Genomic DNA, 20,306 nt, shown 5'->3' on the forward strand with positions numbered 1-20,306 from the left:
ACCTTTTAAGGATGCACAGGTTTTCATGCGTTGAAAAGCATTTTCTGATAGCGCTACCATTAATGCCGTCCGGCGGGCTTTGCTTTACCGTGTGCGGCAACAGGATCGGCGAAAAGCCGGCGTGGAGGGAGAGGAATGAACGACTCGTCGGGAGCGGTGCGCCGCATCACTATCGTCGGCGGCGGTACGGCCGGCTGGATGGCCGCCGCCGCCTTGGCCCGCGCTTTCACCCGCCCGTCGGGCCTAGCCGTCGAAATTACCTTGGTCGAGTCGGACGCCATAGGAACCGTAGGCGTCGGCGAGGCGACCATCCCGCCGATCCGTCAGTTCATCCGAATGCTGGGACTGGCTGAAGATGACTTCATCCGGTCCACGGCCGCCACCGCCAAATTGGGCATTGCGTTCAAGGACTGGAGCAGCCCCGGCTCAGACTATTTCCATGGCTTCGGCGATTATGGCCCAACGGTCGCCGGACAGCCCTGGCGGCAATACCTGTTCCGACTGAAAACAGCGGGCCGGATAGAGGGTCTGGAACCCTGGTCGGCGCCGACCGCCATGTCGCGCGCCGGCCGGTTCGCTCCGCCGGTGGCCGACCCCCGTTCCGTTCTGTCTCATTATTCCTACGCTTTCCAGTTCGACGCCGGCCTGTTCGCGCGTCGTCTGCGGACCCTGGCGGAAGGTCTGGGAGTGACGCGCTGCGAGGGTCGGGTCGTCGATGTCGTTCAGGATCCGGACAAAGGACTTGTCGCGGCCGTACAGCTAGAGGACGGCCGCCGGGTCGAGGCCGACCTGTTCATCGACTGTTCGGGCTTCCGAGGCCTTTTGATCGAACAGACGATGAAGGCGGGGTACGAGGACTGGAGCCATTGGCTCCCCTGTGACCGAGCCGTCGCCCTGCCCTGCGCGGCAACCCGCCCGGCAGAGCCGTTCACGACGGCCCGCGCCCGTTCAGCCGGCTGGCAATGGCGTATCCCGCTGCAGCACCGGGTCGGCAACGGCTATGTCTATTCCAGCGCTCACATCGAAGACCAGACGGCGTTGGATGACCTGATCGGTCAGATGGAATCGCCGCCCCTAGCTGAGCCCAACCGCCTGAGGTTCGTCACCGGGCGTAGGCGGGAGGTCTGGAAGGGCAATGTCGTCTCCCTCGGACTGGCTTCGGGTTTTCTGGAGCCGTTGGAGTCGACCAGCATCAATCTGATCCAGACCGGCATCGGCCGGCTGCTCGAGATGTTCCCCGATCGCAGTTTCGATCCCGTGCTTGTCCGCGAGTACAATCGTCGTTCGGCGCAAGAGTTCGAGCGGATTCGGGATTTCATCGTACTGCACTATCACTTGGCGCAACGGAAGGACGGCGATCTGTGGCGGCGCTGCCGCGAGACCACGCCGCCCGACAGCCTGCTTCACAAGATCGAACTTTTCCGCGCACGCGGCGACATCCCCTTGCTGGAAGACGAGTCCTTCCGCGAGGACAGTTGGACCGCTGTCTTCACCGGCCTGGGCGTCTGGCCGCGACAGGCGACGCCGCTCGTCGGAATCGACAAGTTGGATGATGTCGAGCGCCAAGCCGCACGCTTCGCCGACCTGATCCGTCAGGCCGTCGCCAGCCTCCCCCCCCATTCCGAACATTTCACCGGTTACGCCTGATGGCCCCGGCGCCGGTTCAACGCATCCTGATCGTCGGCGGCGGCACAGCCGGTTGGATGGCGGCAGCCGCCCTGTCGCACATACTGGGCACGGCGGTTCGGATCGAGCTTGTCGAGTCAGAGGCCGTCGGCACGGTCGGCGTCGGCGAGGCCACAATCCCGCCGATCAAGCTTTTCAACCAGTTGCTTGGCATCGACGAGAACACTTTCATCCGCGAGACCCAGGCCACGTTCAAACTGGGCATCGCATTCCAGGATTGGTTGCGCCAAGGGCACGGCTATTTCCATCCCTTCGGCGCCTATGGCGCACCGCTCGGCGTGGCGGCCTTTCACCAGTACTGGCTGAGGGCGCACGACGGCGACAGCCGTGTCGGCGAACTGGCTGAATATGCGCCTACAGAAGTGGCTGCGCGACTGGGGCGGTTCGCCCGCCCCGAGGACATGCCACACTCGCCGTTGGCGCGGATGACCTACGCCTTCCATTTCGACGCCGGTCTCTATGCCCGCTTTTTGCGGCGTCAATCAGAAGCGCGCGGGGTCACTCGTCACGAAGGCCGTATCGCCAAGGTGAAACTACGCGACAGCGACGGCTTCATCCATTCCGTCAAACTGGAAGACGGCCGCGAACTGGCGGCCGACTTCTTCATCGATTGCTCCGGTTTCCGCGGCTTGCTGATCGAGGGTGCGCTGAAGACCGGCTACGAGGACTGGACCCACTGGCTGCCTGCCGACCGCGCCGTGGCCATGCCGTGCGCCCGCGTGGCGCCGCCGACACCCTACACCCAATCCACGGCCCTGTCGGCGGGCTGGCGCTGGCGCATCCCGCTTCAGCACCGGACGGGCAACGGCTATGTCTATAGCAGCGCCTTCCTGTCCGACGATGAGGCCGAGGCGACGCTTCGGGCGTCGCTGGACGGACCTGCGGCGGGCGAGCCCAACTTCCTGCGGTTCACGACCGGCCGCCGGCGCAAGACTTGGAACAAGAACTGTCTGTCCCTGGGACTGGCCTCCGGTTTCGTCGAACCCCTGGAATCGACAAGCATCCACCTCATCCAGTCGGGTCTGTCCAAGCTCTTGCTCAGCTTTCCCGATACCGGCTTCGCGCAGGCGGACATCGACAACTACAACCGGCTGATGCAGACCGAATTCGAACGGGTCCGCGACTTCATCATCCTGCACTACCACGCGACCGAGCGGGACGACGCCCCGCTCTGGCGTCAGGTTCGCGCTATGGCGATACCCGACAGCCTGACCCAGAAGATTGATCTGTTCCGCAGTCGCGGTCGGGTCTTCCGCTACGAAGACGAACTGTTCCAGGAAGCTAGCTGGGTTGCAGTCCTGATGGGCCAAGGTGTGTTCCCCGCCCGCTGCGACCCGCTGACCGAAACCGTTGCACAGGACCAGGTTCGTCACCGGCTGAACGAGATCCGCTTGGCCATCCGGCGCGCCGTGGAGCAGATGCCCACACACGAAAGCTATATTTCCAGCCGCTGCGCGGTAGGGCCTCTTGCAGCTGCTGAAACTAGGAATCCTGTATGACGTCTTTAGTCGTGAGACTGCTGAGCGGCGCGGCCCTTGCTGCCTGGGTCAACGCCATGCCGGCCGCCGCCTTCGCCGACCCGATCGATCTCGCCTCGCCCAATGGGCGATTAACCGTCCGAGTGGAAATGCTCGAAGGCAAGCCTTCGCTGTCCGTGCTGCGTGACGGCCAGGTTCTTGTTGCTCCATCCTTGATCGGCCTGACGCTGGAGAACCGCGTGACGGTAGGCGGCGACGAGGCTTTTACGGCATCGCCGATCCGACAGGGCGTGGATGACTATGCCCTGCTGGGGCGGACGTCCCGTGTGCGCTCCAACTGGCGCGAGGTCACATTGACCCCAGTCTCCGCAGACAACAAACCCGCGATGGTTCTTGTGCTTCGCGCCCATGACGACGGGGTCGCCTTCCGCTATCGGGTGCCGGCCGGCCAGGACGCGCCGCTGGGCGTGGTGGCGGAGAACACCCAGTTCGCCTTCCCTTCGGACTATGGCTGCTGGGGACTGAATCTCGGCCGGTTCAACTCCAGCCACGAAGGCGAGTTCGACCCAATCCTCGCCTCGCGGATCCGCGACCACAACGCCTACGACGCCCCTCTGGTCTGCGAAACGGCGCCGGGCGGGCCTGCCTTCGCCATCGCCGAGGCCGACCTTAAAAACTATCCGGGCCTGTACCTAACCGGACGCGGCGACGGCGGCTTGGGCGTGCAGGCCAAGCTGGCTCCACGGCCGGACGCGCCTGGCGGCGTCCCCGCCGTCGTGGCGACGGCGCGTATCGGGCAGGACCTGGAGACGCCGTGGCGGGTGATCATGGTCGGCGACCATGCCGGCGACCTGATCGAATCCACCCTGATCACCGATCTCAGCGCGCCGGCGACGTTTGATGCGTCGTGGGTCAAACCGGGGAAATCGGCGTGGGACTGGTGGAACGGCGGCCATATCGACGCGGTGCAAGACAGCGGCATGAACACCGCCACCTTCAAGGCCTTCATCGACTTCGCCGCCGCCAACGGGCTTCAGTATGTTACGATCGACGAGGGCTGGTATCGCGGCGCCGGCGGCGGCGGGGTCGTTCGGCCCGGCGTGGACGTGACCGAAACCATCCCGCAGATCGACATACCGGAACTGGTCGCCTATGGCCGCGCCAAAGGGGTGGGCCTGTTTCTGTGGCTTAACTGGAAGGCGCTGGACGCCCAGTTCGACGCCGCCCTGGACCGCTACCAGACCTGGGGGATCGCCGGGATCAAGGTCGATTTCATGGACCGAGACGACCAAGTGATGGTCGATTGGTATCACAGGCTGCTAGCCGAAGCGGCGCAGCGGCGTCTGATGGTCAATCTGCACGGCGCCTTCCACCCGACCGGCCTGACCCGGACCTACCCCAACTTCATCACCCAGGAAGGGGTGCTGGGGGCCGAAAACAACAAATGGTCCAGCCGGATCACCGCCGACCACAACGTCACCCTGGCCTATACGCGTATGCTGCTGGGCCCCATGGACTATACGCCCGGCGGGTTCGGCAACCAGACGCCCGAAACCTTCCAGTGGCGGTTCCTGCGGCCCACGGTGATGACAACCCGGGCGCACGGGCTGGCGATGTTCGTCGTCTATGAAAGCCCGCTCCAGACCGTCGCTGACACGCCCGACGCCTACGCCGGCCAGCCGGAGACGGCCTTCATCGGCCAGGTTCCGACGACCTGGGACGAAACCCGGTTCATTTCAGGCGAGATCGGCCAGTCGATCGTCCTCGCGCGTCGCAAGGGTCGCGACTGGTACGTGGGCGCCATGACCAATGCGGACGCGCGGACCATAAGCCTGCCGCTCGACTTCCTTGGACGCGGCCGGTTCGAAGCGACCGTCTACGCCGACACCGATGCACCGAACCGCACGGCGATCTCGACCCAGACGGTGGAGAGCGGAACGACGCTGAGGCTGGCGCTGAAACCCAGCGGCGGGGCGGCGATCAGGATCACGCCCCGCTGACGCAAAAAAAGGGGCGGCTCGCGCCGCCCCTTTCCTTTTGGCCATGACGCCTCAGTGGTTGTCGCGCGGAAGGCCAAACTTGTCGACGATGCGGTGGTATTTGATTGCGGGCTCCAGCACGGCGCCCGTTTCCAACTGACCCACGGTAGCGCGCTGGATCTCCTGCCACGGAGTCTGCGACGCCGGGTATTTGTAGCCGCCGGCAGCCTCGAACGCCTTACGGCGCTCGGCCAGTTCCTCGTCGGAGATCAGGATGTCGGCCCGGCCGGTGTTCAGGTCGATCCGCACCCGGTCGCCGGTCTTAAGCAGGGCGATGTTGCCGCCGGCCGCCGCCTCGGGAGAGGCGTTCAGGATCGAGGGCGAGCCGGAGGTGCCCGACTGACGTCCGTCGCCGATACAGGCCAAGGCGCTGACGCCCTTCTTGATCAGATAGGACGGCGGCCGCATGTTCACGACCTCGGCCGCGCCCGGATAGCCGATGGGGCCTGCGCCGCGCATGAACAGCAAGGTCTGTTCGGTAATGCCAAGGCTCTCGTCGTCGATCCGGTGGTGATAGTCCTCAGGCCCGTCAAACACGACGGCCGGGCCTTCGAAGGCGTTCAGGTCATCGGGATTAGATAGATAGCGTGCGCGGAACTCAGGCGAAATCACGCTCAGCTTCATGATGGCGGAGTTGAACAGATTGCCGGTGAAAACGACGAAGCCGGCGTCGGTCTTCATCGGGGCGTCGAAGGTCTTGATGACGTCAGGCAGGACGATCTCGGCGTCACGGCAGTTGTCGCCGATGGACTTGCCGGTGACGGTCAGGGCGTCCTCGTTGATCAGCCCCTGTTTCATCAGTTCCGCCACGACGGCGGGCACGCCGCCGGCATGGAAATAGTCCTCGCCCAGATAGTCGCCCGCAGGCTGAAGGTTCACCAGCAGCGGCACGTGCAATCCCTCGGCCTGCCAGTCCTGCAACGGCACATCGACATGAGAATGGCGCGCCAAGGCGGTCAGGTGGATCGGAGCGTTGGTCGATCCTCCGATGGCGGAGTTGACGACGATGGCGTTGTGGAAGGCTTCCTTGGTCAGAATGTCCGACGGCTTCAGATCTTCACGCACCATCTCGACGATCCGCAGACCGGTCTCATAGGCGACCTGGGCGCGCTCGCGATACGGGGCGGGAATGGCGGCCGAGCCGGGCAGAGACATGCCCAGAGCTTCGGCCAGCGAGTTCATGGTCGTGGCCGTGCCCATGGTGTTGCAGTAGCCGACCGACGGCGCCGACGAGGCGACCAGTTCGATGAAGCCGTCATAGTCGATCTCGCCTGCCGCCATCATCTGGCGCGCTTTCCAGATGATCGTGCCCGACCCGGTGCGCTCGCCACGGTGCCAGCCGTTCAGCATCGGTCCGACCGACAGGGCGATGGCAGGGATGTCCACCGTGGCGGCCGCCATCAGGCAGGCGGGCGTGGTCTTGTCGCAGCCGATCGTCAAGACGACCCCGTCCAGCGGATAGCCGTAAAGGCTCTCGACCAGACCCAGATAGGCCAGGTTACGGTCCAGGCCCGCCGTGGGACGCTTGCCGGTTTCCTGGATCGGATGGACCGGGAATTCCATGGCGATGCCGCCGGCCTCGCGAATGCCTTCGCGAACGCGCTCGGCCAGCACCAAGTGGTGACGGTTGCAGGGCGACAGGTCCGAGCCGGTCTGGGCGATGCCGATGATCGGCTTGTTCGACTGAAGCTCTTTTCGCGTCAGACCATAGTTCAGATAGCGCTCGAGATAGAGGGCCGTCATGTCCGGGTTTTCCGGATTGTCGAACCAGGCGCGGCTGCGAAGCGTCTTCGCGGTCTTGGGGGTATCGGTCATTTCAGGTCCAGCCGCCATCGACGACATAGTGTTGATTGGTGATCGCCCCGGCCTCGTCCGAGCACATGAAGACGACCATCTTGGCGATGTCGTCCGGCACGAGTCGGCGCTTGAGGCACTGGTTGGCGTAGATTTCTTTTTCGGTCTCCGGCGTGACCCAGAGCTCCAGCTGGCGTTCCGTCATGATCCAGCCGGGCGCAACCGCGTTCACGCGAACGCCGAAGGGGCCGAAGTCGCGGGCCAGCGAGCGGGTCAGGCCGATGACGGCCGACTTGCACGCCGTATAGGCCGGCATGCCGCCCTGCCCGATGATCCAGGACGTCGAACCCAGATTGACGATAGCGCCCTTGCCCGTCGCTTTCATGTCCGGCAGCACGGCCTGGGCTGCAAAGAACTGATGCTTCAGGTTCACGGCCATTCGGCCGTCCCAGTATTCTTCTGTTACGTCCAGAGTCGCATGACGTTCGTCATGGGCGGCGTTATTGACCAGGATGTCGATCGGGCCGAACGCCGCGCGCACCTCGGCTACAGCCGCCTTCAGCGCCGGAATATCCGTCAGGTCGCAGGCGACGAACCGTGTGTCCGCACCCAACTCGGCCTGAAGCTTCGGTCCACGCTGGGCGTCGATGTCCAGAAACCCGACGCGAGCGCCCTGAGCGTGAAAGGCGCGGACAATGCCCTCACCGATGCCGCCGGCGCCGCCGGTGACGATGACAGTCTTGCCCTTAAGGTCGGTGTAGATGGCGGCCATGATTCGAAGCGCGCCTCCTCGACGCCCGCCGTTCTATCGGCGGCTATTGGTCTTTCACAAATGAAAGTCGTTACCGTCAACGAAAATGACGACTGCCTTTGCTCCTGTCAACGGCGGAAACTCGTCCGAGATCAGGCTTGTGAGACGGCGCTCATCTGATCGGAAATCGCACCGGCCGCCTGGACCAGCAGGGTCGCCGCCTGATCCTTTGTGCAGACCATCGACGCCTGCTCGATAAAGGGCGTGATGAGGGTGGCTATGACCCCGTCCGACCCCATGATCGGCGCGACCAGATCGGTGACGCCGACCACGAAATCGCTAGCGCGCTCAACATGAGCGCCTCGGGTCATGGCCATGGCTCGCTCCGCGAACTCGATCACATCCGCCTCTCCAAACAGAGAAACCAAGCTATCGTGCAAGTGTTTGCGCGCCCGCGGATTGGACCGGGAATAGAACATCAGGCCAGACGTCGCGTGCAGAATGCTGCGGCGATAGCCGATCCGTACCGAATAACCGAGGTCGCCCGGGCTCTCGATTCGGGCGATCACAACGATCTGGTCGCCGGACGGGACGACGAGGTGGCAGGACTGTAAGGTGTTCGACGCCAGATCACGCATAGCGGGCATGGCCACATCGACCAGCGATTTGATCGGCGCCTGGGTCATGCCGAGCGTAAAGAGGCGGTTAGTCAGGCGATAACCGTCCGGCGACTGCTCAATATAGCCGCGAAACTCCAGCACCTGGATCATACGGAACAGCTCGCTGACCGAACGTCCCAACGTCACCGACATCTGTGACGGCGTCATCGGTTCGCCCTGTGCCGACAGCAGCTCCAGCACGTCCAGCCCTTTCTCCAGCGCAGGCGCTCTATATTTGCGGTCGTCAGTCGGGTCTTGATCGGTCATGGGAATCCTGCGGCAAGATCCATAGGCTAAAGGGGCGTCTCCGTTGGGTGAAGCCCGCGAGCGCGTCGACCTTAGCATTGTCGCGGGTAAAATCGCCCAGCATATATAAAAATATCGTTGCGGCGGATCGACGCCTCCCCTAGGCTTTGCGCGAAGCCCGGACCAAGGGCCGCCCGGACCAAGGGCTGTAGGGGAAATGCACATGACGCTCGCGGGCATCGATCTGGCCATTCTGGCGATCTACGCCGTCTTCATCTTCGGCCTGGCCCAGTGGGTCTCTCGCGGCAAGGCCGGCGAGCAGAAGACCTCCACCGACTATTTCATGGCGTCCAAAAGCCTGCCCTGGTGGGCCATCGGCGCCTCGCTGATCGCGGCCAACATCTCGGCCGAACAGATCATCGGGATGAGCGGATCCGGCTATGTGATCGGCCTGGGCATCGCATCCTATGAATGGATGGCGGCCCTGACCCTGCTGATCGTCGGCAAGTTCTTCCTGCCAATCTTCCTGCGCAACGACATCGTCACCATGCCGCAGTTCCTGCAACAGCGGTACGGACCGACGATCCGCAACGTGATGGCCGTCTTCTGGCTGCTGCTCTACGTCTTCGTGAATGTGACCTCGATCCTGTGGCTGGGCGCCATCGCCGTGCACACCGTCACCGGCTTCAACCAGGACTACGCCATCGTCGCCATCGGCGTTTTCGCCTTGGCCTATCAGCTGTGGGGCGGCCTGAAGGCCGTGGCCCTGACCGACATCGTCCAGGTGGCCCTGCTGGTCTGCGGCGGCCTGATCATCGGCTTTATCGCCCTGTCGACCATCGGCGGCACGGGCGGCGCCCTCGCCGGCTTCCACACCCTGCTGACCGACTTCCCGGACAAGTTCGACATGATCCTGTCGAAGGACAGCCCCCACTATCAGGAACTGCCGGGCATCGCCGTTCTGCTGGGCGGCTTGTGGGTCATGAACATCAGCTACTGGGGCTTCAACCAGTACATCATCCAGCGCGCCTTGGCCGCCAAGTCGCTGCCGGAAGCCCAGAAGGGCATCGCCTTCGCCGCCTATCTGAAGCTGCTGATGCCGGTGATCGTGGTCCTGCCGGGCATGGCCGCCCTGATCCTGGCGCCGAACCTGTCGGCGCCGGACCAGGCCTATCCCTCGATGATGAACCTGCTGCCGGTCGGTCTGAAGGGCCTGGTCTTCGCCGCCCTGATCGCGGCCATCATCGCCTCGCTGGCGTCCAAGGTGAACTCGATCTCGACCATCTTCACCCTGGACCTCTACGCCAAGATCAAGAAGGACGTGCCCGAGCATCAGTTGGTCACGGTCGGCCGCATCGCCGCCGTCGTCGCCGTGGTCATCGGCATCCTGACCGCCCGACCGCTGCTGGGTGGTTTCGATCAGGCCTTCCAGTTCATCCAGGAGTTCACCGGCTTCTTCACCCCGGGCATCGTCGTCATCTTCATGCTGGGCCTGTTCTGGAAACGCGCGTCCGAAGCCGGCGCCCTGACCGCCGCAATCGGCTCGGTGGTGCTGTCGGCGATCTTCTGGTGGCTGCAGGAGACCGGGCAGTTCATCTTCCCCTTCATGAACCGGGTCGGCGTCGTCTTCGTCGTCTCCCTGGTCGCCGCAGTGATCGTGTCGCTGCTGGTCCCGGCCAAACCGGGCGCCATGAAGATCAAGCTGGACCAGATCAGCTATAAGACGTCGCTGGGCTTCAACCTTGCCGCCGTCGGCGTCGTCGCCTTCCTGATCCTGGTCTATTCGATCTGGTGGTAAGGGTGAGCGTGACGACAGGCCTGATCGGTGTCGACTGGGGCACCAGCAATCTGCGCGCCATGCGGATCGCCGAAGGCGGGCGGGTTCTGGACAGTCGTTCGGACCCGCGCGGCGCGGGCGGCCTGGCGTCCGACCAGTTCCACAACGTCCTTCAGGATGTCGCGGGCGACTGGTTAAGCGAAGGCCTGCCCGTCCTGATCAGCGGCATGGCCGGCGCGCGGGGGCGTTGGCGCGAAATGGCCTATCTGCCCTGCCCCGCCGGCGTCGCGGACCTGGCCGGCGCCGTCGCCTCGCCCGATGACGCGCCCCTGGTCCGCCTCGTGCCCGGCGTCGCCGCGCTCGAATCCGAACGTCTTCAGGACGTTATGCGCGGCGAGGAAACCCAGGTCTTCGGGCTGGACCTTCAGGACGACGCCGTCGTGGTCGGTCCCGGCACCCACAGCAAATGGATCCGGACAGCCCAGGGCCGGATCACGGACTTTCGCACCTTCATGACCGGCGAACTGTTCGCCGCCATCCGCAAGGGCACGATCCTGGGCGCCGACATGGGCGATCCGGGCGTGGACGACGACGCCTTCGCCAGCGGGGTTGAACGAGCGCTGCATGACCCTGCCGTAACCGCCAACCTGTTTTCGGTGCGGGTCGAAGGTCTGGCCGGGCGGCTTTCTTCGACCTCCGCCGCCGACTATCTGTCCGGCCTTCTGATCGGGGCCGAAGTCGCCGCCCAGATCGATGCCCGCGGCCGCCCGATCCTCCTGATCGGTGCCGAGCCGCTCTGTCGCCGCTACGCCGCCGCCCTGGCGCAGGCTGATTTCCACGCCGTCGGGATCGCGGACGGCGCCGCCGCCACGGCCCTCGGCCTGTGGCGCATTCACGAGGCTGTATCCCGATGATTACCCCCACCGTCGAAAGCCTGGACGCCCTGCCGCTGATCGCCATCCTGCGCGGCCTGAAGCCCGACGAGGCGGTCGCGGTCGGAGAAGCCATCGTCGCCGCCGGCTTCCGCTGCCTGGAAGTCCCGCTGAACTCGCCCGATCCGCTGGAGAGCATCCGTCGGCTGCGCGCGGCCCTGGGCGACCGCGCCCTGGTCGGCGCCGGCACGGTTCTGACCGTCGCCGCCGCGCGCGAAGTGGCCCAGGCCGGCGGCCAGCTGATCATCTCGCCCAACACCAACACCGACGTGATCCGCGAGACCAAGAGTCTTGGCCTGCTGTCTCTGCCCGGCTTCTTCACGCCGTCCGAGGCCTTCGCCGCATTGGACGCCGGCGCCGACGCGCTCAAGCTGTTCCCGGCGGAGGTCGCCGGCACACGCGGTCTGAAGGCGGTTCGCGCCGTCCTGCCCGCCGCGACCCGCGTCTATCCAGTGGGCGGCGTCGATCCCGACAGCATGGGTCAGTGGCTGGCCGCCGGCGCTTCCGGATTCGGCATCGGTTCGGCCGTGTTCAAGCCCGGCCAGTCTGCCGAGGAGGTCGGCCGCAACGCCGACGCCTTCGTGTCGGCCTGGACCAAGGCCGCATCGGCGCGCTGACCCGACCTCTTCTTCCTTCTTACCTCGTCTGTCGCTGTTGATCGCACTGGAAGGGGTGACTCGGCTTTTCAAATTGACACCGGTGACAGACCTCGGCTCCTATGACGCTCGCTTCGGCCAATAAGAGCAGACGAGGAAACGACCATGAGATTCATCGACCGGCGGACCGCCTTGGCCGGCCTGCTGGGCGGCGTCGCGGCCTCGGCCCTGCCCGTCCGCGCCGCCTTCGCCCAGACCCACGAGGAAGCCGCGCCTCTAGGTCGGGAATGGGCGCACATGAAATGGCGTCGCGGCGTCGAGGGCCAGCGAATGGCCGACCTCGGCGACGGCACATTCCTCAATCCAATCGTCGCCGGCGACCACCCGGATCCGTCTATCCTGAAGGACGGCGACGACTACTATATGACCTTCTCATCGTTCGAGTCGGTGCCGGGCATCCACATCTGGCATTCGCGCGACCTAGTGAACTGGGGGCCGGTGACCGCGGCCCTGACCACCAATATCGGCTCGGTCTGGGCGCCGGAGCTAATCAAGCACGCCGGCCGCTTCTACTGCTATATCCCGGCTCGCTTCCCAGAATACCGCTCCAACTATGTCATCTGGGCCGACCGCATCGAAGGGCCATGGAGCGAGCCGATCGATCTGAAACTCCCGGCCCACATCGACCCGGGCCATATCGTCGGTGAAGACGGCAAACGCTATCTGTTCCTGAACGGCGGCGACCGGGTGAAGCTGACCGACGACGGTTTGGCCGTCGACGGACCGGTGGACAAGGGCGTCTACAAGGCGTGGCGCTACCCCGAGGACTGGATCGTCGAAGGCTTCGCCCAAGAAGGGCCGAAGCTGCTGAAGCGCGGCGACTATTTCTACATGATCACCGCCATCGGCGGCACCGCAGGCCCGCCGACCGGCCATATGGTCATCGCCGCACGGTCGAAGTCGATCAATGGGCCATGGGAAGACTGCCCCAACAACCCGATTGTCCGCACACGATCCGGCGCCGAAAAGTGGTGGTCGCGTGGCCACGCCACCCTGGTGGAAGGGCCGACGGCCGGCGACTGGTGGATGGTCTATCACGGCTATGAAAACGCCTATTGGAGTCTGGGGCGTCAAACCCTGCTGGATCCCATCGAATGGACCGAAGACGGCTGGTTCCACGCCAAGGGCGGCGACCTGTCGCAGCCAATTCCCAAGCCGCGCGGCGGCCAAGCCGCGCCGCACGGCATGGCTCTGTCGGACGACTTCTCGACCGACAAGTTCGGCCTACAGTGGAGTTTCTACGACCCTCAGCCGAACGAAAAGGATCGCCTGCGTCGCGAGAACGGCGTCCTGCACATGCGGGCCAAGGGCAAGGCTCCCGTCGATTGTTCGCCCCTCACCTTCGTCCAGGGCGAGCAGGCCTATCAGATCGAATGCGAGATCGAGATCGACCCCGGCGCCGTGGCGGGCCTGATCCTGTTCTACGACCGCGCCCTGTACGCCGGCCTCGGATTCGACGCCCAGAGGTTCGTCACCCACCAGTACGGCATCGAACGCGGCCGTCCGGCCAACCCGCACGGCCGACGGATGTTCATCCGCCTGACCAACGCGTATCAGAATGTCTATTTCGACACTTCGCCCGACGGCCAAGCCTGGACCCGTTTCGACCGAGGCATGGAAGTTTCCGGCTATAATCAGAATGTTCGCGGCGGCTTTATGATGCTGCGTCCCGGTCTCTACACCGCTGGCGAAGGCGAAGCGCGCTTCCGCAATTTCAAGTTCAAGGCCCTGTAATCGATACCCACGGCGCAGCGCAGCCCGACCCGACGCGCGACAGACGTCGAACAACACGGAAATTCGAAAGCAAAATTTGGGGCTAGCGCCCGCCTTATTTTAGCCATATGACACCGGTGACATTGCAAGACGGTCGCTTGATCGTGTTGCAGTAAAGCAGGCTGATCCTCGGTGAGCGAGGAGCAGGGGATATCGGCATCCGGCCCGTCAGAGGCTGGAGCGGATGAAACGGAGGGAACGGATGCAAAACCAAACCATAGGACATTTGCGCGCAGCGGCCTCGCCGGCCGCGATCTTGATGGGGGCGATGCTGTTCGCCGCCCCTGCGTTTGCGCAGGAGGCGGAGCAGGCCGCGACGGTCGATGAGGTCGTCGTCACCGGCATCCGCGCCTCGTTGGCCAGCGCGCTCAGCGAGAAGCGCCGCTCGAACACCATCGTCGACGTGATCAACGCCGAGGATATCGCCGACTTCCCCGACGCGAACCTGGCGGAATCCCTGCAGCGGATCCCTGGCGTTTCGATCGACCGCGAAAACGGCGAAGGCAATTCGATCTCTGTGCGAGGCCTGGGCGGCGACTTCACGCGGGTTCGACTAAACGGCCTGGAAACCCTCTCCACCTCGGGCGCCAGCAACGCCGACGGCGCCCTGCGCCGGGATCGCGGCTTCCAGTTCAACACGTTCGCGTCGGAGCTGTTCAACTCGCTAAAGGTGCAGAAGTCCGCCGACGCCCAGACTGACGAGGGCTCCCTGGGCGCGACGGTCGATCTGATCTCGGGGCGTCCGTTCGACTTCTCCGAGCGTCGTCTCGCCCTGACTCTTCAGGACGCCTATTATGAGAACGGCGGCGAGCACAGCCCCCGCGTCGCCCTGCTGGCGTCCGACCGCTGGACCAGCAAGATCGGCGAATTCGGCCTGTTGGGCTCGGTGGCCTACAACGAACGTAAACAGGTGATCGACAGCTATTCGCGTCAGGTCGGCTCGTTCGACTACGCCTACCGCGGCGCCACCTTCAACAACGTCGGGACCAACGCCGCCGGCGACCACCAGGGTTTCGCCCTGCCTATCGGCACCAACCCCGCCACAGCCCTGCCCCGCGTCACAAACCCGGAGGCGATCAACTATCTGATCGGTTCGGACCCGGAAGCCTATGCCTTGATCAACGGCGGCGGCACCAAGGGATCCCTGGTCCGCATCCCGGCCTTGGCGACGCTGAACCACCGTGAGGTCGATCAGGATCGTCTGGGCGTCACCCTGTCGGGCCAATGGCGGCCGACGGATCGCACGACGATCAACTTCGACAATCTCTATTCGAAGATGAATCAGACCTCGACCAATTACCAGATCGGTCCGGTCGGTCTGAACCGGAACAACACCAACGGCAACCGCACGACGACGGCCTTCAGCTACAACACCCTGCCGACGACCAGTGCGACCAACAACAGCTACAACAACCGTCGCGGCGCCTACGCCAACTGCACCGCCCAGGCTGCGACCGAGTTCCGGGACGCCATCGACTGCGGCCAGTCGCTGTACGGCTCCACGCCGATCTTCTCGACCGCGCCCGGCGCCACCAACCAGACCCTGGCGGCGGGTGTCGGTAGCTTCAACCCAAACAACCTTGACGTGTACGACTACTATAACCAGCCGACGTCGGTTGGTTATGTGTCCCACCCGCGCTACATGGCGATGCGCGGGGCCTTCATCGGCCGGCCGTCGGTTAGGCTGATCGATGCGGGACTCAGTGCGAACGGCGACAACGCCAACTACCTGGTGCTGGGCAACGTCGATATGCGTTCAGCGGTGGACCAGGGCTCTTACACCACGGACTTCCGCCAGAACTCGATCAATATCGAGCACGACTTCAGCGATCGCTTCAGCATGTCGCTGTTGTTCGGCGACTCGGAATCGACCAATGAAAACACCGGCCTGCTGGCGGACTTTATCCGTCTGGACTCCGGTCAGGGCGTCGCCGGCAACGACTATTTCGTTTATGACGACCGGGCGGGCGGCGACATGCCGTTCATCGACTTCGGCTTCGACGTCGCCAATCCGAGCAACTGGGACTTCGTCAAGGGCTACTCCGCCCTGCGCGCCTTCCGGACCGTCACTGAGAACGGCTACCAGACCGCCAAGGCCGACTTCCGCTGGGATTACAACGACTACGTCACCCTGCGCTTCGGCATCGGTCAACGGAAGTTCGACTTCTACTACACCCGCTATGAACGCCTGATCGGCGACACCATGAACCCCAGCCTGCTGGAGGGCGTTAACACCGGCCTGGCCCAGGCGACCACGGTCGGTCAGATGGGCCAGGTCGTCAGTTGGGGCGACGGACTGGATGTGCCGGACGGCATGCCGACCTCCTTCTTCGCGCCGAACCTTCAGGCTTTCCAGAACCGCTTCGGTTTCGATTGCGACTGCATCAACGAATGGGGCGACTGGCGTCTGTCGGATCTACGCAACGGCGGAGTCAACACCTTCTGGGTCGATGAGGAAAGCCTGTCCTACTATGGTCAGATGGACTTCGACCTGCCGCTGCCCATCGGCACCCTGCGCGGCAACGCCGGCCTGCGCCGCGCTGAGACCAGCGTGGATTCGCGCGGCCGTTCGCCCAGCGGCCGTCCCATCAGCAACGACAACGAATACAACGACACCCTGCCGTCGCTGAACCTGGCGTGGGAACCCAACGACAAGCTGATCGTCCGCTTCGCCGCCGCCAAGGTCATGGCCCGGCCTCAGATGATGGCGCTTCAACCCGGCGTCACCGCCTTCACCGTCCCGGTGGGCGTCGCGGGCGCTGCGGCCGAGTTCGACGGCTCCAACGCCCAGATCACCCTGGGGAACACCAAGCTCAAGCCTTTCCGCGCCACCAACCTCGACTTCAATGTCGAATGGTATTTCGCCAAGGACGCCCTGCTGTCGGTCGCCTATTTCCACAAGGAGATCGAGAGCTTCCCGCAAGTCGTGCTGCGTGAAGGCCGTCTCAGTGAAGTGTTCGACGCGGACCAGATCGCCAATCTCCGCGCCACCTACGACGGCCTGGTCGACCAGGCCTCGGACAGCCGGCGCGCCTATCTCGACGCCGATCTACCCTTCGTCCTACGCCAGTATGACGACGCGCCCGGTGGCACCCTGTCCGGATTCGAGATCGCCTATCAGCAGAACTTCACCTTCCTGCCGGCGCCCTTCGACGGGTTCGGGCTTCAGGCCAACTACACCAACATCGAGTCCGAGCTGGAATATATCCTGGACCCGGCGCGTAATCTGACGGGCACCGCGCCCTTCCTGGGGGCCTCGCCGGAATCCTTCAACGCGACGATCTTCTATGAAGTCCCGCGCTGGAGCGCGCGCGTCTCGGCCGCCTACCGCGCCGCCTATCAGACCACCTACCCCCTGGCGGCCGGCGGCTGCGATCCGGGTCAGTGCGACTCCCCGCTGATCAATGACTTCATCGGCTCAAACGAGACCCTGAACGTCGATGCGGCCTTCACCTACAAGCTGACGGACCATGTCACGATCACGGCCGAGGCCTTGAACCTGACGGACCAGAAGGACGAGCGCTGGGCCTATCAGGACGATCCCGTGGTCAACAGCTACGGCAGCACCGGCCGCCAGTATTTCGTCGGCGCCCGCTTCGTCTTCTAAGATCGTCGCCTTCTCCCAAGGAACGAACCTCGAGGGGCGCCGAAGCATCGGCGCCCTTCAATTTTTGAGTGAAGTCGGAAAGAGTCCCATGAGCCGTCGCAGTCTGATCCTGACATCGGTCATCGCCCTGGTCCTGGCCTCGTCCCCCTTGGCGCCAGCCTTTGCTGCAGCGGAAACGGATACGCCCGCCTGGGGGTCGCAGGTCGTGCGGCGGCCGGCGGATTGGTACAGATCTGACGCCGCGCGGAACATGGCCGCGACGGTGGTCCTACATCAGTCGTCCGAGGGCGGATGGCCCAAGAACACCGACCTGTTCGCTCCGCCGCGTCCAAACGCCGATCCAGGGCTGGCCAACACCATCGACAATGACGGCACGACCCTGCCGCTCGACTTCCTCGCGCGCGTCATTAGCGCGGGCGACGAGGCGGCGAGGCCGGCCTTTGATCGGGGCCTAGACTATCTGCTTGAGGCGCAAAGGCCGAACGGCGGCTGGCCCCAGTTCTATCCGCTGCGCGGCGGCTATTACGACCAGATCACCTATAATGACGACGCCATGGTCAGGGTCCTGCGCCTGTTGCAGGGCGTCGCCGGCGGCCGGTCGCCCTATGGTTTTGTAGACCCGGCTCGACGCGCCCGCGCGGCCGACGCGGTTGAAGCGGGGACAGCCCTGATACTCAAGACCCAGGTACTTCGGAACGGCCGCCTGACCGCCTGGTGCGCCCAGCACGACGCCGTAACCCTTGAACCCGCCTGGGCCCGCCGGTTCGAACCGCCGTCGCTGTCCGGCAATGAAAGCGTCGGCGTCGTTCGCTTTCTCATGAGCATCGACCACCCCTCGCCAGACGTGATCGCCGCCGTCGAAGGCGCCGTGGACTGGTTCCGGGCCGTGGCCCTGCCGGACCTTCGCGTCGAGACCTTCGAGACCGACGGCAAGCCGGATCGTCGGGTCGTGGCGGCGCCGGGCGAGGGTCCGCTATGGGCGCGCTTCTATGATCTGGAGACGGACGCGCCGATCTTCATGGGCCGGGAGTCGATCGCCCGCGCCAGCCTGGCCGAAATCGAGCAGGAGCGCCGCGCCGGCTACAACTATGTCGGAACCTGGCCCGCCGCCTTGATCAATGTTGACTATCCGGCCTGGCGGACCCGGGTGGGCCTGCCCGCGCGTTAGAGGTCTTCGGCTATCACGGTCATGACCAGACTCAGGCTCTCGCCCGGCAGCAGCCGCGCCAGACCGCCTTGCTCGCTTGGCGGGGCATTCAATACGTCCGGCCGGTGGGTCACCGGTTCGACGCAGAAATAGTCTGCGCCGACGGGCGCATAGACCTGCGCCCATTCCGCGCCGGCTCCGCCGCAGAGGATCACGCGCCGGCCGCCGCCTTCCATGACCGCTGCACCGGCCCAGCCGGCATAGGCGTGATCGACGAAGGGCGCTTCGGCCAGGGCCAGTCCGCCGCTCCAATCGACCACCGCATCAGGCGCCGCCACCCGCTCAGGGATTTCGCGCGCATCGGTCAGCCAGACCCCGGTCGCGGACAGGCTGAGGCGGCTGTCGGCGGACTTGTGGAAATAGGGATGCAGACCCAGGCCCGCCGGCATGACCGCATCACCGGTATTGGTCACCGACAAGGTGACCTCCAGACCCAGGTCGGTGAGCTGGACCACCTGCCGCGCCCGCCACGGCCAGGGCCAATCCTCGCCGTCCCCTCCGCCCGACCAGTCCAAGACCATCTCGATGGAACCGTCATCGACCGATTCGACCGTCCAGGGGTTCAGCCAACCGTCGCCATGCAAGGCGTGTGGCGCGAACCGGTCCAGCGTTCTCAGACGCACGTCCCGCCCCTCGAACTCGAACCGCGCGTCGGCGATCCGATTGGCATAAGGGACCAGAGGGAAACAGGCCGTCTCCAGCATGTCGGTCGCCCCTTCGGGCGTCTGACGGAATACAGGCTGCCCTCGCCACTCCAGGCTCAGAATCGCCCCGCCCTGCTCCGGCGCCACGGTCGCGCGCCAGTCCCCGGCCGTCAGCGTCAGCAGGCTCACAGGCGGATCTTGTTCTGCGGCAGGCCCGGCGTCTCGACCCGAACCCGGTAAAGCCCGCCCAGGGTGGGCTGCTCGCCGCGCTTGTCGGCGTTCCCCAGCCAAGCGGTGGTCATATAGAGGTCGCGCAAATCCTCGCCGCCGAAGGCCGCCTTGGTCACGGTCTGGACCGGAACCTCGATCTTGCCGATCCGCTCGCCCTGCGGCGAAAACTTCGCCACGCCCCAGCCGTTGAACAGGCCGACGTGCAGCACGCCGTCGGAATCCATGCTGGGTCCGTCGGCATAGCCGTCCTCGGTCACGGCGAAGACCCGCCGGTTCGACAACACCCCGTCCGCGTGGTCGAAGGCCAGGACCGTCTTGGCCAGGGTGTCGTGGTGATACAGGGTCCGCCCGTCAGGGCTCAGGCAGGGACCATTGGTGACGCCGTATCCGTCGTCGTGCCGGGTCAGTTCGCCCTGGAACCAGCGATAGAGGGCGCCGGTCTGGACCTCTTCGCTGTCGTCCATCGACCCGAACCACAGCGAGCCGTCCGGCGCTACGAAGCCGTCGTTCAGTCGGTTTTGTGGCCGGTCTTCCTCCACCGGCTGGATCAGGGTGAAGACCCCGGTCTCGGGCTCGAAACGGTGCAACCCGCCCCGAACCCCGCAGACCAGCGACGCATCGTCCGCCGGAAGGGCGAAACCGGTCTGGTCCGGCGTATCCCACGAAACGGTCTCACCGTTTGCGGGCGTATAGCGGTGCAGCTTGCGACCCTTGATGTCGACGAACCACACCGCCTTGCGCTCGGCGTCCCAGACGGGGCCTTCGCCCAGCTCCGCCTGGATGTCCCAGACCAATTCTGGCTGGGCCAGTTCCACAACGCTCATCA

The 20,306-nt window shown here is 64.8% G+C and carries 14 protein-coding genes; 9 read left to right on the forward strand and 5 right to left on the reverse strand.

What is annotated here, in order from left to right; genetic code table 11:
• Positions 1–135: 135 nt before the first annotated feature.
• The 3 genes from PKE72_RS16100 to PKE72_RS16110 are packed head-to-tail and all read left to right on the forward strand — an operon-like array spanning position 136 to position 5,164.
• A complete protein-coding gene (locus tag PKE72_RS16100) occupies positions 136–1,647 on the forward strand; it encodes a tryptophan halogenase family protein (RefSeq protein ID WP_271166378.1) in 1,512 nt (503 codons plus the stop codon).
• Positions 1,647–3,185 carry a tryptophan halogenase family protein gene (locus tag PKE72_RS16105; protein ID WP_271166379.1) on the forward strand — a complete coding sequence of 513 codons (1,539 nt, stop codon included), beginning with the start codon at positions 1,647–1,649 and terminating at the stop codon, positions 3,183–3,185. The genes PKE72_RS16100 and PKE72_RS16105 overlap by 1 nt, the downstream gene beginning before the upstream one ends.
• Positions 3,182–5,164, forward strand: a complete 1,983-nt coding sequence (locus tag PKE72_RS16110; RefSeq protein WP_271166380.1) for a glycoside hydrolase family 97 protein — start codon at positions 3,182–3,184, stop codon at positions 5,162–5,164. The genes PKE72_RS16105 and PKE72_RS16110 overlap by 4 nt, the downstream gene beginning before the upstream one ends.
• A 51-nt stretch (positions 5,165–5,215) precedes the next feature.
• On the opposite strand, the gene PKE72_RS16115 is transcribed toward PKE72_RS16110, so the two are convergent.
• The 3 genes from PKE72_RS16115 to PKE72_RS16125 form a co-directional block, all read right to left on the reverse strand.
• Positions 5,216–7,018, reverse strand: a complete 1,803-nt coding sequence (locus PKE72_RS16115) for an IlvD/Edd family dehydratase (RefSeq protein ID WP_271166381.1) — start codon at positions 7,016–7,018, stop codon at positions 5,216–5,218.
• A gap of 1 nt (position 7,019) precedes the next feature.
• Positions 7,020–7,769 (reverse strand): SDR family NAD(P)-dependent oxidoreductase, encoded by a 750-nt coding sequence (locus tag PKE72_RS16120; protein WP_271166382.1) that lies wholly within the window; start codon positions 7,767–7,769, stop codon positions 7,020–7,022.
• A gap of 131 nt (positions 7,770–7,900) precedes the next feature.
• Positions 7,901–8,674 carry an IclR family transcriptional regulator gene (locus PKE72_RS16125; RefSeq protein WP_271166383.1) on the reverse strand — a complete coding sequence of 258 codons (774 nt, stop codon included), beginning with the start codon at positions 8,672–8,674 and terminating at the stop codon, positions 7,901–7,903.
• A gap of 202 nt (positions 8,675–8,876) precedes the next feature.
• Between PKE72_RS16125 and PKE72_RS16130 the strand changes: the two genes are divergently transcribed.
• The 6 genes from PKE72_RS16130 to pelA all read left to right on the forward strand — a co-directional run bounded on the left by PKE72_RS16130 (position 8,877) and on the right by pelA (position 18,566).
• Entirely contained in the window at positions 8,877–10,451 is a 1,575-nt protein-coding gene (locus PKE72_RS16130) for a sodium/sugar symporter (protein ID WP_271166384.1), read from the forward strand.
• Positions 10,452–10,453: 2 nt separating this feature from the next.
• The gene (locus PKE72_RS16135; protein WP_271166385.1) at positions 10,454–11,344 is read left to right on the forward strand and encodes a 2-dehydro-3-deoxygalactonokinase; all 891 of its coding nucleotides are present in this window, start codon (positions 10,454–10,456) and stop codon (positions 11,342–11,344) included.
• Positions 11,341–11,979, forward strand: coding sequence for a 2-dehydro-3-deoxy-6-phosphogalactonate aldolase (locus PKE72_RS16140; RefSeq protein WP_271166386.1), 639 nt, complete (start codon positions 11,341–11,343; stop codon positions 11,977–11,979). The genes PKE72_RS16135 and PKE72_RS16140 overlap by 4 nt, the downstream gene beginning before the upstream one ends.
• 144 nt (positions 11,980–12,123) lie before the next feature.
• Positions 12,124–13,752: a family 43 glycosylhydrolase gene (locus PKE72_RS16145; protein WP_271166387.1), complete on the forward strand. Its 1,629-nt coding sequence runs from the start codon at positions 12,124–12,126 to the stop codon at positions 13,750–13,752.
• A gap of 307 nt (positions 13,753–14,059) precedes the next feature.
• Positions 14,060–17,398: a TonB-dependent receptor domain-containing protein gene (locus PKE72_RS16150; RefSeq protein WP_271166388.1), complete on the forward strand. Its 3,339-nt coding sequence runs from the start codon at positions 14,060–14,062 to the stop codon at positions 17,396–17,398.
• A gap of 88 nt (positions 17,399–17,486) precedes the next feature.
• Positions 17,487–18,566 carry a pectate lyase gene (pelA, locus tag PKE72_RS16155; protein WP_271166389.1) on the forward strand — a complete coding sequence of 360 codons (1,080 nt, stop codon included), beginning with the start codon at positions 17,487–17,489 and terminating at the stop codon, positions 18,564–18,566.
• On the opposite strand, the gene PKE72_RS16160 is transcribed toward pelA, so the two are convergent.
• Positions 18,563–19,438 carry an aldose 1-epimerase gene (locus PKE72_RS16160; RefSeq protein ID WP_271166390.1) on the reverse strand — a complete coding sequence of 292 codons (876 nt, stop codon included), beginning with the start codon at positions 19,436–19,438 and terminating at the stop codon, positions 18,563–18,565. The two genes, pelA and PKE72_RS16160, sit on opposite strands and share 4 nt — an antisense overlap.
• Positions 19,435–20,304, reverse strand: coding sequence for an SMP-30/gluconolactonase/LRE family protein (locus PKE72_RS16165; RefSeq protein ID WP_271166391.1), 870 nt, complete (start codon positions 20,302–20,304; stop codon positions 19,435–19,437). Before PKE72_RS16165 ends, PKE72_RS16160 begins: the two co-directional genes overlap by 4 nt.
• Between the last annotated feature and the right edge of the window lie 2 nt (positions 20,305–20,306).

The sequence above is a fragment of the Brevundimonas intermedia genome (assembly GCF_027922165.1).
GTDB classification, from domain to species: Bacteria; Pseudomonadota; Alphaproteobacteria; order Caulobacterales; family Caulobacteraceae; genus Brevundimonas; species Brevundimonas intermedia.

What these genes read in the sequence shown, in the direction of transcription:
- PKE72_RS16100 (WP_271166378.1), top strand. Translation starts at nt 136, where the DNA reads ATGAACGACTCGTCGGGAGCGGTGCGCCGCATCACTATCGTCGGCGGC.
- PKE72_RS16105 (WP_271166379.1), top strand. Translation starts at nt 1,647, where the DNA reads ATGGCCCCGGCGCCGGTTCAACGCATCCTGATCGTCGGCGGCGGCACA.
- PKE72_RS16110 (WP_271166380.1), top strand. Translation starts at nt 3,182, where the DNA reads ATGACGTCTTTAGTCGTGAGACTGCTGAGCGGCGCGGCCCTTGCTGCC.
- PKE72_RS16115 (WP_271166381.1), bottom strand. Translation starts at nt 7,018, where the DNA reads ATGACCGATACCCCCAAGACCGCGAAGACGCTTCGCAGCCGCGCCTGG.
- PKE72_RS16120 (WP_271166382.1), bottom strand. Translation starts at nt 7,769, where the DNA reads ATGGCCGCCATCTACACCGACCTTAAGGGCAAGACTGTCATCGTCACC.
- PKE72_RS16125 (WP_271166383.1), bottom strand. Translation starts at nt 8,674, where the DNA reads ATGACCGATCAAGACCCGACTGACGACCGCAAATATAGAGCGCCTGCG.
- PKE72_RS16130 (WP_271166384.1), top strand. Translation starts at nt 8,877, where the DNA reads ATGACGCTCGCGGGCATCGATCTGGCCATTCTGGCGATCTACGCCGTC.
- PKE72_RS16140 (WP_271166386.1), top strand. Translation starts at nt 11,341, where the DNA reads ATGATTACCCCCACCGTCGAAAGCCTGGACGCCCTGCCGCTGATCGCC.
- PKE72_RS16145 (WP_271166387.1), top strand. Translation starts at nt 12,124, where the DNA reads ATGAGATTCATCGACCGGCGGACCGCCTTGGCCGGCCTGCTGGGCGGC.
- PKE72_RS16150 (WP_271166388.1), top strand. Translation starts at nt 14,060, where the DNA reads ATGCTGTTCGCCGCCCCTGCGTTTGCGCAGGAGGCGGAGCAGGCCGCG.
- pelA (WP_271166389.1), top strand. Translation starts at nt 17,487, where the DNA reads ATGAGCCGTCGCAGTCTGATCCTGACATCGGTCATCGCCCTGGTCCTG.
- PKE72_RS16165 (WP_271166391.1), bottom strand. Translation starts at nt 20,304, where the DNA reads ATGAGCGTTGTGGAACTGGCCCAGCCAGAATTGGTCTGGGACATCCAG.